The sequence below is a fragment of the Pseudomonas sp. TWI923 genome (genome assembly GCF_039673365.1).
Lineage (GTDB): Bacteria > Pseudomonadota > Gammaproteobacteria > Pseudomonadales > Pseudomonadaceae > Aquipseudomonas > Aquipseudomonas sichuanensis.
In genome coordinates this window covers 125,492-137,479 of the sequence record NZ_JBDJLM010000004.1, presented here as the reverse complement: position 1 = coordinate 137,479, position 11,988 = coordinate 125,492, and the positions used below count along the sequence as shown (strand labels likewise).

The 11,988-nt window shown below is 65.4% G+C and carries 10 protein-coding genes; 1 reads left to right on the top strand and 9 read right to left on the bottom strand.

Features of this window, described 5'->3' with window-relative positions; genetic code table 11:
- Window positions 1–111 precede the first annotated feature (111 nt).
- From dtd to hutC, 9 genes are all read right to left on the bottom strand, one after another.
- Window positions 112–549, bottom strand: a complete 438-nt coding sequence (dtd, locus tag ABE459_RS03410) for a D-aminoacyl-tRNA deacylase (protein WP_323830752.1) — start codon at window positions 547–549, stop codon at window positions 112–114.
- Window positions 546–1,517: a prolyl aminopeptidase gene (gene pip / locus ABE459_RS03405; protein ID WP_125465856.1), complete on the bottom strand. Its 972-nt coding sequence runs from the start codon at window positions 1,515–1,517 to the stop codon at window positions 546–548. Before pip ends, dtd begins: the two co-directional genes overlap by 4 nt.
- Window positions 1,518–2,027: 510 nt before the next feature.
- The gene (gene hutG, locus ABE459_RS03400) at window positions 2,028–2,843 is read right to left on the bottom strand and encodes an N-formylglutamate deformylase (protein ID WP_346647916.1); all 816 of its coding nucleotides are present in this window, start codon (window positions 2,841–2,843) and stop codon (window positions 2,028–2,030) included.
- Window positions 2,844–2,853: 10 nt separating this feature from the next.
- Window positions 2,854–4,059, bottom strand: a complete 1,206-nt coding sequence (gene hutI, locus ABE459_RS03395; RefSeq protein WP_323830754.1) for an imidazolonepropionase — start codon at window positions 4,057–4,059, stop codon at window positions 2,854–2,856.
- A 15-nt stretch (window positions 4,060–4,074) separates the two neighbouring features.
- Complete coding sequence (locus tag ABE459_RS03390) at window positions 4,075–5,478, bottom strand: amino acid permease (protein ID WP_258705256.1); 1,404 nt, start codon at window positions 5,476–5,478, stop codon at window positions 4,075–4,077.
- A 151-nt stretch (window positions 5,479–5,629) separates the two neighbouring features.
- Entirely contained in the window at window positions 5,630–7,162 is a 1,533-nt protein-coding gene (gene hutH / locus ABE459_RS03385; RefSeq protein WP_258705257.1) for a histidine ammonia-lyase, read from the bottom strand.
- Window positions 7,163–7,270: 108 nt separating this feature from the next.
- Window positions 7,271–8,944 (bottom strand): urocanate hydratase, encoded by a 1,674-nt coding sequence (gene hutU, locus ABE459_RS03380; protein ID WP_038706939.1) that lies wholly within the window; start codon window positions 8,942–8,944, stop codon window positions 7,271–7,273.
- A gap of 201 nt (window positions 8,945–9,145) precedes the next feature.
- Window positions 9,146–9,718, bottom strand: a complete 573-nt coding sequence (locus tag ABE459_RS03375) for a HutD family protein (protein WP_323830755.1) — start codon at window positions 9,716–9,718, stop codon at window positions 9,146–9,148.
- Window positions 9,715–10,425 carry a histidine utilization repressor gene (gene hutC / locus ABE459_RS03370; protein WP_189654580.1) on the bottom strand — a complete coding sequence of 237 codons (711 nt, stop codon included), beginning with the start codon at window positions 10,423–10,425 and terminating at the stop codon, window positions 9,715–9,717. The genes ABE459_RS03375 and hutC overlap by 4 nt, the downstream gene beginning before the upstream one ends.
- A gap of 145 nt (window positions 10,426–10,570) precedes the next feature.
- On the opposite strand from hutC, the gene ABE459_RS03365 reads away from it, so the two are divergent.
- Window positions 10,571–11,935: a formimidoylglutamate deiminase gene (locus tag ABE459_RS03365; protein ID WP_323830756.1), complete on the top strand. Its 1,365-nt coding sequence runs from the start codon at window positions 10,571–10,573 to the stop codon at window positions 11,933–11,935.
- The last annotated feature ends 53 nt before the right edge of the window (window positions 11,936–11,988 follow it).

The following is an 11,988-nucleotide window of genomic DNA, read 5'->3' as shown; positions in this document are numbered from 1 at the left end:
GTTCAAGCAGCGCGCGATTATCCAGCAGGTCGCGTTACAACGCATCAGGCTGGAGTAACTATTTATCGTACAAAACCCCTTGTTTTCCTACAAACAAGGGGTTTTTTGACCTCATATTTGTAACATAAATGTTACCGGGCCATCATTCACCAGATGCACCTGCATGTCTGCACCGAAGCGACCGCTCGCCACCTCGGGGTGCTGGCGCCGTGCCTGCTGCAAAAGATAGTCGAAAAGCTCGGCGCCGAGGGCCGGCGGCGCGGCCGTCGAAAAGCTCGGGCGCATGCCATTGCGGGTGTCGGCGGCCAGGGTGAACTGCGACACCAGCAGCAAGCCGCCGCCGACATCCTTGAGCGAGCGGTTCATCTTGCCCTGCTCGTCACTGAACACCCGATAGTTAAGCAGCTTGTGCAACAGCTTGTCGGCGTGCTCGGGCGAATCTTCAGGCTCGACCGCGACCAGCGCCAGCAGGCCCTGGTCGATGGCGCCGACGATCTCCCCGGCCACTTCGACCCGGGCGCCGCGCACGCGCTGAATCAGGCCCTTCATGCCTCTTCCAAAGGCAGGTCGAGCAGGCGCCGGGCCATCTGGTCGGCGGCACGCACCAGGGCGTCGGTGATGCCTGGCTCGGAGGCGGCGTGGCCGGCATCGCGAATCACCTTTAGCTCGCTGTTAGGCCAGGCCTGGTGCAGTTCCCAGGCGTTGTCCAGCGGGCAGATCACGTCGTAGCGGCCATGCACGATCACCGCCGGCAGGTGGGCGATCTTCGGGATGTCGCGGATCAGCTGGTTTTCTTCGAGGAAGGCATTGTTGGTGAAGTAGTGGCATTCGATACGGGCGATCGACAGTGCGCGCTGCGGCTCGGAGAAGCGGTCGACCACCAGCGGGTTCGGGCGCAGCGTCGCAGTGCGCCCTTCCCAGGTCGACCAGGCCTTGGCGGCGTGCATCTGGGCGATCTGGTCATTGCCGGTGAGGCGCTTGTGGAAAGCCTGGACCAGGTCGCCACGCTCTTCCGGCGGAATGGGCGCGATGTAGTCCTGCCAGTAGTCGGGGAACAGGCGGCTGGCGCCTTCCTGGTAGAACCAGCTGATTTCCTGCGGGCGGCACAGGAAGATGCCCCGCAGGATCAGGCCGTGGACGCGCTCGGGGTGGGTCTGGGCGTAGGCCAGGGCCAGGGTCGAACCCCAGGAGCCGCCGAACAGCACCCACTTGTCGATCCCCAGGTGTTCACGGATACGCTCGAGGTCTTCGACCAGGTGCCAGGTGGTGTTGTTCTCCAGGCTCGCATGGGGCGTGGAACGGCCACAGCCGCGCTGGTCGAAGGTGATGATGCGGTACAGGTTGGGGTCGAAGTAGCAGCGGCTCTGGGCATCGCAACCAGCGCCCGGGCCGCCGTGGATGAACACCACCGGCAGACCTTCCGGCGAACCGCTTTCATCGACATACAGCACATGCGGCGCTTCCACGGCCAGATCGTGCCGGGCGTAGGGTTTGATCTGCGGGTAGAGGGTCTGCATTGCGCACTCCGTGTGAGGAATTATTCTGCCGTTGGGCATCATAAACCTGAATTGCGCGAAGAGCATGTGTCCGTGTGAATCGTCGGGGTTTTGGGGTTGTTGGCGGTGGGGGGAGTGGTGGGGCGTGATGCTTTGGAGGGCATGGTTTGGGATTGCGTCAGGGCTGGCAGGTGTTCGACAAGGGATCTTCAGCGCCCTCGAGATCGAGCGCCGCCCGCGCGGCGCATCGCTGGCAAGCCAGCTCCCACATTTGTTTCGGGCCAATTATGCCTGTGAGGGTACCGCTGCACGCCTTGGTGCATGTCTCAAGTCAGGCGAGGCGCCAGCAGTGCCCACCTCACTACCGCGTCGTACCAACAAGGCGGACAGCGATGAAATCACAGGAGTGACTGGCCCGAAACAGATGTGGGAGCTGGCTTGCCAGCGATGCGCCGCGCGGGCGGCGCTCGATTTCATAGGCGCCGAAAGGGTCGTGGCGAACACCTGCCAGCCCTGACTCGGTCGACCGCCCTACCCTCGCGAACCACCCCGGTACCGCTCCTCACCCCACGCCAGCACCGTCTCCAACAGGCGCTTGAGCACCACCTGCGTCGGCTGCGCCAGATCTTCGCGGTAGGCGAACGGCTCCACCTCATTCATATAGGTGCACTGCCCCAGCTCCAGCTGCACGGCATGGATGTGATTGGCCGGATCACCATAGTGGCGAGTGATGTGCCCGCCTTTGAAGCGGCCATTGAGCACATGGGTATAGGCCGGGAACTCGGCGCAAACACCCTGCAGCCGCTCAGCCAATACCGGATCGCAACTGGCGCCATTGAAGGTCCCCAGGTTGAAATCCGGCAATTTGCCGTCAAACAGATGCGGGATCACCGACCGGATCGAGTGCGCATCCCACAACAACGCATAACCAAACTCTTCACGCATCCGCGCCAGCTCGCGACGAATCGTGTCGTGGTACGGCCGCCAGATCTGCTCCAGGTAAACAGCCCGCTGCTCGACGCTGGGCGCCTGGCCTTCCTTGAACAACGGCTCCCCCTCGAACAGCGTCGCCGGATACAACCCGGTAGTAGCCCCGGCGTACAACGGCTTGTCGTCATCCGGCCGGTTCAGGTCGATGACGAACCGCGAATACTCCGCCGCCACCACGCTGGCACCCAGCCCGCGGGCAAAGTCGTACAACTGCGGAATATGCCAATCGGTGTCGGGCAGGCTGCGCGCCGCGTCGACCAGGCCATCACGCACGGCGTCGGTCAGGCCAAGCCCGGCATGGGGCATGCTGATCAGCAGCGGCAGGCGGCCCTGGTGGAAACTCAATACCTTGTCCATGTCGCCTCGCTCAGTGAGTTATCTCGTGACCCAGGCGCACCACGCGCTTGGGCAGGTCGCCGCCGAGCCAGTAGCTGAGGTCGGCGGGGCGCTCGATCTGCCAGGCGACGAAGTCGGCGACCTTGCCGGCCTCCAGCGAACCATGGCTGTCGCCCAAGCCCAGTGCCGTGGCGGCATGCACGGTGACGCCGGCCAGCGCCTCTTCCGGGGTCATGCGGAAACAGGTGCAGCCCATGTTCAGCATCAGGCGCAGTGACAGCCCCGGCGATGTGCCGGGGTTGAGGTCACTGGCCAGGGCGATCTTCACCCCATGACGGCGCAGGGCCTCCATGGGTGGCAGCTGGGTTTCACGCAGGAAGTAGAAGGCCCCCGGCAGCAGCACGGCGACGGTGCCGGCCTCGGCCATGGCGATGGCGTCTTCCTCGGTCATGAACTCCAGGTGGTCGGCCGACAGCGCCTGGTAACGCGCCGCCAGGCTCGATCCATGCAGTGACGACAGCTGCTCGGCATGCAGCTTGACCGGCAGCCCCAACTCCCGCGCCTTGATGAACAGGCGTTCGACCTGGGCCGGAGAGAATGCCAGGTGCTCGCAGAACGCATCCACCGCATCCACCAGACCCTCGGCCGCCAGCGCCGGGAGCATTTCGTCGCAGATGTGGGCAATGTAGTCGTCCGCCCTGCCCGCGTACTCCGGCGGTAGCGCATGGGCCGCCAGGCAGGTGCTGCGCACGGTCAGTGGCAGCTCCTCGCCCAGGCGCCGGGCCACGCGCAGCATCTTGCGCTCGTTGGCCAGGTCCAGGCCGTAGCCAGACTTGATCTCGAGCGTGGTGACGCCATCGCGCATCAGCGCCAGCACCCGCTGCCGGGCACTGGCGAACAGTTCATCCTCGCTGGCCGCGCGGGTGGCCCGCACGGTGCTGGCGATGCCGCCGCCCTGGGCGGCGATCTCGGCGTAGCTGACGCCCTGCAGGCGCTGCTCGAACTCACCGCTGCGGTTGCCACCGAAGACCGCGTGGCTGTGGCAGTCGATCAAGCCAGGGGTGACCCAGGCATTGCCCAGGTCCACCGTACGCTCGGCCGCAACCGGCGGCAGTTCACCCCGTGGGCCGATCCATTCGATCAAGCCGTCGTGGGTGACGATGGCCGCGTCCTCGATGATCGAGTAACGGCCCTCGGCCATGGTTGCTGCATGGCAGTGCTGCCAGAGGGTTCTCATTTGCAATCTCCTGAACTAGCGGTGCAGCTCGGCCGCTGCCTGGGCCGACCCGCCCTGCCCTGCACGCGGCTTGCACCACAGCAGGTAGGAGGCGACCAGGAACACCACCCAGATCACGCCGACGATCAATGCCGCCTGGGTATCCGGGAAGTAACCGAGCACACCGAAGATGAACACCATGAAGGCGATGGCCAGGGCCGGGCCATAGGGCCAGAACGGTACCGGGAACTTCAGTTGCGCCACCTGCTCACGGCTCATGCTGCGACGCATGGCCACCTGGGTGACCAGGATCATCAGCCAGACCCACACGGTAGCGAAGGTGGCGATGGAAGCGATCAGCAGGAACACGTTTTCCGGGATCAGGTAGTTGAGCAGCACGCCGATCAGCAGCGCCCCGCCCATGACGACCACGGTCATCCACGGCACGCCGTGCTTGGACAGCTTGCCGAAGCCACGCGGCGCCTGGCCGTGCTGGGACAGGCCGTACATCATGCGGCCAGCGCCGAAGATGTCGCTGTTGATCGCCGAAATGGCTGCCGAAATCACCACGATGTTGAGCACCGCTGCCGCCGAACCAATCCCCAGGTTGCTGAAGATCTGCACGAACGGGCTGCCTTGGCTGCCGATCTGTGGCCAGGGGTACAGGCACATCAGCACGAACAGGGTCAGCACGTAGAACAGCAGAATGCGCAGCGGCACGGCGTTGATCGCCTTCGGGATCACCCGCTGCGGGTCTTTCGCCTCACCGGCGGTAACGCCGATGATCTCGATGCCGCCGAAGGCGAACATCACCACGGCGAACGAGGCGATCAGGCCGCTGACGCCATTGGGCATGAAGCCGCCATGCTCGAACAGGTTGCTCACGCCGACAGCGTGGCCAGTGCCCACCTGGCTGAAACCGAAGGCCATGATGCCTAAGCCTGCGAGGATCATCGCGACGATGGCGCCGACCTTGAGCAGCGACAGCCAGAACTCCATCTCGCCGAACACCTTGACGTTGCACAGGTTCAGGCCGCCGATCAGGAACACGATGCCCAGCACCCAGATCCAGCGGGCGACTTCGGGGAACCAGAAGCCCATGTAGATACCGAAGGCGGTCACGTCGGCGATGGCGACGATGACCATCTCGAAGGCGTAGGTCCAACCGAGGATGAAGCCAGCCATGGGGCCAAGGTAGGTACTGGCGTAGTGGCCGAAGGAGCCGGCCACCGGGTTGTGCACGGCCATCTCGCCGAGGGCGCGCATGACCATGAAGACGGCGGCGCCACCGATCAGGTAGGCCAGCAGCACGGCTGGCCCGGCCATCTGGATGGCCGAGGCGGAGCCGTAGAAAAGCCCGGTACCGATTGCCGAACCGAGCGCCATGAAACGGATATGTCGGGCAGATAGCCCGCGGGTGAGGCCTTGAGCTTGTTGCATGTCACGTCCCTATATTGTTCTTGTGGTCGTGATGTCTGGATGGGGTCGGCTGCGCAGCCCTTCCCGGGAAACCCCGCCCCCACACTGGTGGCGCTTACCCTGGGGGCGGGGGTTAACCCGCGAAGGGGCCGCAAAGCGGCCCCCGAAGGCATTACAGGCTTGGCAGGACGCCGGCCGGCAGCAGGCCGGTCAGGGTGCCTTGGGCCAGCAGCGCGGCGGCTGCCTCGATATCCGGCGAGAAGAAGCGGTCGCGGTCATAGTGCGGCACTTCACGGCGCAGGGCATGACGCGCCTGCTCCAGCTTGGCGGAGGTCTTCAGCCCCTTGCGCAGGTCCAGGCCCTGGCAGGCGCCCAGCCACTCGATGGCCAGCACGCCACGGGTGTTCTCAGCCATTTCCCACAGGCGCTTGCCGGCAGCCGGAGCCATCGACACGTGGTCTTCCTGGTTGGCCGAGGTTGGCAGGCTGTCGACGCTGTGCGGGTGCGACAGCGCCTTGTTCTCGCTGGCCAGCGCGGCGGCGGTGACCTGGGCGATCATGAAACCGGAGTTGACCCCACCGTTCTCCACCAGGAATGGCGGCAGCTGGGACATGTGCTTGTCCATCATCAGCGAGATGCGGCGCTCGCTCAGCGAACCGATCTCGGCAATGGCCAGGGCCAGGTTGTCGGCGGCCATGGCCACTGGCTCTGCGTGGAAGTTGCCACCGGAAATCACATCGCCTTCGGCGGCGAATACCAGCGGGTTGTCGGACACGGCGTTGGCTTCGATGCCCAGCACTTCGGCGGCCTGGCGGATCTGGGTCAGGCAGGCGCCCATGACCTGTGGCTGGCAGCGCAGGGAGTACGGGTCCTGGACCTTGTCGCAGTTCTTGTGCGACAGCGACACTTCACTGGAATCGCCCAGCAGGTCGCGGAAGCAGGCGGCGGTGTCGATCTGGCCACGCTGGCCACGCACTTCATGGATACGGGCGTCGAACGGCGAACGCGAACCCAGTGCCGCTTCAACGCTCAGACCACCACAGGCGATGGCCGCGGCGTACAGGTCTTCGGCCTGGAACAGGCCGCGCAGGGCGTAGGCGGTGGAAGCCTGGGTGCCGTTGAGCAGGGCCAGGCCCTCTTTCGCGGCCAGGGTCAGCGGCTCCAGGCCGGCAACGGCCAGGGCCTCGGTAGCATTCAGCCACTGGCCCTTGTAGCGGGCCTTGCCTTCGCCCAGCAGCACCAGCGACATGTGCGCCAGCGGGGCCAGGTCGCCAGAGGCGCCGACCGAACCTTTGAGCGGGATGTGTGGGTAGACTTCGGCGTTGACCAGGCCGATCAGGGCGTCGATGACTTTGCGGCGGATGCCGGAGAAACCACGGCTGAGGCTGTTGATCTTCAGCACCATGATCAAGCGCACCAGGTCGTCGTCCAGCGGCGCGCCGATGCCGGCGGCGTGGGACAGCACCAGCGAGCGCTGCAGGTTTTCCAGGTCATGGCTGGCGATGCGGGTCGAGGCCAGCAGGCCGAAACCGGTATTGATGCCGTAGGCGGTGCGGTCTTCGGCAATGATCTGCTCGACGCAGGCGACGCTGGCGTCGATGGCCGGGGCGGCGCCGGCATCCAGTTGCAGGCGCACGGGCGCGGCATGGATGGCGCGCAGCTGGGCCAGGGTCAGGGTGCCAGGCTTGAGGGTCAGTTCGGTCACTTCGCTACTCCAATCGCTTGTGGCCGCAGGCCCTGTGTTCAGGGTGCCCGCAGGCCACTTCTTGTTGTTCAGTATCACCCTTGTGGGGTGCGATCCAAAGCGCGGCAATCAGCCGGTGATCATTGGCAGGTCGAGGCCCTGCTCCTTGGCGCAGTCGATGGCGATCTGGTAACCGGCATCGGCATGGCGCATCACGCCGGTGCCCGGGTCGTTGGTCAGTACGCGGGCGATCCGCTCGGCCGCCTCGTCGGTACCGTCACAGACGATGACCATGCCCGAGTGCTGGGAGAAGCCCATGCCCACGCCACCGCCGTGGTGCAGCGAAACCCAGGTGGCGCCGCCTGCTGTGTTGAGCAGGGCGTTGAGCAGAGGCCAGTCGGAGACCGCGTCGGAGCCGTCGCGCATGGCTTCGGTTTCACGGTTGGGGCTGGATACCGAGCCCGAATCCAGATGGTCGCGGCCGATGACCACCGGCGCCGACAGCTCGCCGCTGCGGACCATTTCGTTGAAGGCCAGGCCCAGCTTGGCGCGCAGGCCCAGGCCAACCCAGCAGATACGGGCCGGCAGGCCCTGGAAGCTGATGCGCTCGCGGGCCATGTCCAGCCAGCGGTGCAGGTGGGCGTCGTCCGGGATCAGTTCCTTGACCTTGGCGTCGGTCTTGTAGATGTCCTCGGCGTCACCGGACAGCGCAGCCCAGCGGAACGGGCCGACACCGCGGCAGAACAGCGGGCGGATATAGGCCGGGACGAAGCCTGGGAAGTCGAAGGCGTTGGCCACGCCTTCTTCCTTGGCCATCTGGCGGATGTTGTTGCCGTAGTCGAAGGTCGGGATGCCCTGCTTCTGGAAGTCGAGCATGGCTTGCACGTGCACGGCCATCGATTGCTTGGCGGCCTTGACCACGCCAGCCGGGTCGGTCACTGCGCGGTCGCGGTACTGCTCCCAGGTCCAGCCGGCTGGCAGGTAGCCGTTGAGCGGGTCGTGGGCGCTGGTCTGGTCGGTGACCATGTCCGGGCGCACGCCACGCTTGACCAGTTCAGGCAGGATTTCGGCGGCGTTACCGTGCAGGGCGATGGAAATGGCCTTGCCTTCGGCGGTGTACTTGGCGATGCGGGCCAGGGCGTCGTCGAGGTCGGTGGCCTGCTCATCGACGTAGCGGGTTTCCAGGCGGAAATCGATGCGGCTCTGCTGGCATTCGATGTTCAGCGAGCAGGCACCGGCCAGGGTCGCGGCCAGTGGCTGGGCACCGCCCATGCCGCCCAGGCCTGCGGTCAGTACCCACTTGCCTTTCAGGCTGCCGTTGTAGTGCTGGCGGCCGGCTTCGACGAAGGTTTCGTAGGTGCCCTGGACGATGCCCTGGCTGCCGATGTAGATCCAGCTGCCGGCGGTCATCTGGCCGTACATGGCCAGGCCTTTGGCATCCAGTTCGTTGAAGTGTTCCCAGTTGGCCCAGTGCGGCACCAGGTTGGAGTTGGCGATCAGCACGCGCGGGGCGTTGCTGTGGGTCTTGAACACGCCGACCGGCTTGCCCGACTGCACCAGCAGGGTTTCGTCGTCTTCCAGGCGGGTCAGGGTCTCGACGATCTTGTCGTAGCACTCCCAGTTACGCGCGGCACGGCCGATGCCGCCGTACACCACCAGTTCCTTGGGGTTTTCGGCGACCTGCGGGTCGAGGTTGTTCATCAGCATGCGCAGCGGCGCTTCGGTCAGCCAGCTCTTGGCGGTCAGCTTGTTGCCACGCGGGGCACGGATTTCAACGTCACGGTATTTGTTGTTGTCAGTCACGGGGATGTCCTCTGCGGTCATGCGACGGCATGTGTGTGTGTCGTGGTGCTATACAAACACATCTTTACTTGTATGTACAAGCATGGACAACCAAAAATTCCGGACCATTCCTCCGAAATGCATCGCGGGGCAAGCCCCCTCCCACGCCAATTAAAGTAAGGCGTGGGAGCGGGCTTGCCCCGCGATAGTGCAGCAGCTGGTTTAGCGCGGCATCAGCTCGATCAGGCAGAACCGCCCCTGCACGTCCAGCGCCAGCAACCCTTCGTTGCCCTCCAGGCGCAAACAGTCATACCGGCCCAGCTGCTGGGCCTCGTGCCCGGTCAGCCCGACTTCCACGTGATTGCTCGCGGCAAACAGCAACACCGTCGAGGCCGAGCTGAACAGCCGACTGGTGCCATCGAACCACTGCAACCGTGCGTGATAACGCTGCGGCGCATAGATCAGGTTGAAATCCCGGATCGCCCCACCCAACAACTCGCAGCTGACCTGGCTCTCGCCGCTGAAGGCGAAGGCGTCGAATGGCAGCAGGGGCCGGCTGGGCTGGCCATCGACCAGCAGGCGCATGCCATCGCCCTGCAGCACGGTGATGATGCGCTGGTAACCGGCGAAGGTGGAAAAACCGCCGGACGCTTCGATGTCGGCGATCGACAGGCGCCAGCCGAAGCCGTCCAGGCCGTCGCCGGCATCGCGGGTGATCTCTTCGGTGAAACCGCCACCGTTCTTCCAGGGCATGCGCGGGTAATCCTGCGCACGCAACAACTGCAACGCACTCATTTACTGAATCGTCCTTCCAGGCGATGACGGGAACCGGGGTGGATCAGGCGCGCGGCGGTGACCGGCTGGCGACCCGACCAGGTGCGGCGGCGGATCAACAGGCAGGGCTCGCCGCGCTCGATCTGCAGCAGTTGGCATTCATCGGGCTCGGCAAGTATGGCCTCGACCACGTGCTCGCCTTCGGTGAGCGGTGCCACCTGCGATAGATAGGCGTAGGGCGTCTGCCGGGTGAAGTCCTGCTTGAGGTAGTCCGGGGCGATGGCGGCGTTGACGTAACGGTCCTCGATCTGCACCGGCACGCCGTTCTCGTAGTGCACGATCAGCGAGTGGAATACCCGCTGGCCTTCACGCATGTCCAGGGCCAGGGCACGCTCGGAGCCGGCGGCCTCTTCGGCCAGGGTGACCACCTGGCAGCTGTGCTGGTGGCCGCGACCGGCGATCTCGTCGGCGATGTTGTTGACCTCGAACAACGCCGAGCGGCTCTTTGGCTCGGCGACGAAGGTACCGACGCCCTGCATGCGCACCAGCAGCCCTTCGGCGGTGAGCTCACGCAAGGCACGGTTGATGGTCATGCGGCTGAAACCCAGCTCGCTGACCAGCTCGCTCTCCGACGGTACCCGGTGATGCGGCGGCCAGCTGCCGTTTTCGATCTGCTGGGCGATCATCTGCTTGACCCGGGCATACAGCGGCGCCGGACCTTCGCCCATCTGGGCAACCAGCGCGGAGACAGGAGGTGTCGGCACGGCGTTGAATCCTTGTACGGTTGGAGTGAACGGTAGCTTGCCGGAGTTTACCCGGCAGGCAAACGGCTGTATATGTATATACAAGTTAAACAATAACAGGATTTCACCGATGTCCGCCTATTTCGCCGAACGCGCCCTGCTACCCACGGGCTGGGCCCGCAATGTCCGCCTGGAGGTCGCCGCCGATGGCCGGCTGACGGCGGTCGAGGCCAATGCCAGCGCCGAGGGCGCCGAGCGCCTGGCCGGCCCGCTGTTGCCGGGCATGCCCAACCTGCACTCGCACGCGTTCCAGCGGGCCATGGCGGGGCTGGCGGAAGTGGCCGGCAACCCCAACGACAGCTTCTGGACCTGGCGCGACCTGATGTACCGCCTGGTGGGGCGCATCACCCCGGAGCAGCTGCAGGTCATCGCCCATCAGCTGTACATCGAGATGCTCAAGGCCGGCTACACCTCGGTGGCCGAATTCCACTATGTGCACCATGACCACAACGGCCAGCGTTACGCCGACCCGGCCGAGTTGTCCCGGCGCATCAGCGCCGCGGCCGCCGCCAGCGGCATCGGCCTGACCCTGCTGCCGGTGCTGTACAGCCACTCGGGCTTCGGCGGGCAAGCGCCCAACGACGGGCAACGGCGCTTCATCAACTCCACCGAGCAGTACCTGGCGCTGCAGCAACAACTCGCCCCCGTGCTGGCCGCGCAGCCAGCGCAACAGCTGGGGCTGTGCTTCCACTCCCTGCGCGCGGTGACCCCCGGGCAGATCGCCGAGGTGCTCGGCGCCAGCGACAAACAGTGCCCGGTCCATATCCATATTGCCGAGCAACAGAAGGAAGTCGACGACTGCCTGGCCTGGAGCGGCCTGCGCCCTCTGCAATGGTTGTATGAGCACACCGAGGTCGATTCACGCTGGTGCCTGGTGCATGCCACCCACGCCGAGCCCGACGAAGTCACCGCCATGGCCCGCAGCGGTGCGATCGCCGGCCTGTGCCTGACCACCGAGGCGAACCTGGGCGATGGTATTTTCCCGGCGGTGGACTACCTGGCCCAGGGCGGGCGCATGGGGATCGGCTCTGACAGCCACGTGTCGCTGAGCGTGGTCGAAGAGCTGCGCTGGCTGGAATACGGCCAGCGCCTGCGCGACCAGCGCCGCAACCGCCTGTACCGCAACGATCAGCCGATGGTCGGGCGCACCTTGTACGACGCCGCACTGGTGGGCGGCGCCCAGGCGCTGGGCCAACCGATCGGCGAACTGGCCGTGGGCAAGCGCGCGGACTGGCTGGTGCTGGACGGGCAGGACCCGTACCTGGCCGTGGCGGACGGCGACGCCATCCTCAACCGCTGGCTGTTTGCAGGCCACGATCGCCAGGTGCGCGATGTGATGGTCAACGGGCAGTGGGTGGTGCGCCAGGGGCGGCATGGGCAGGAAGCAGAAAGTGCGCTGGCGTTTGGCGAGGTATTACGCCAACTGCTGGGCTGACTGGAGGGCCATTCGCGGGTAAATCGCAGCGGCCCCGGCGATTTTTGTTGCGT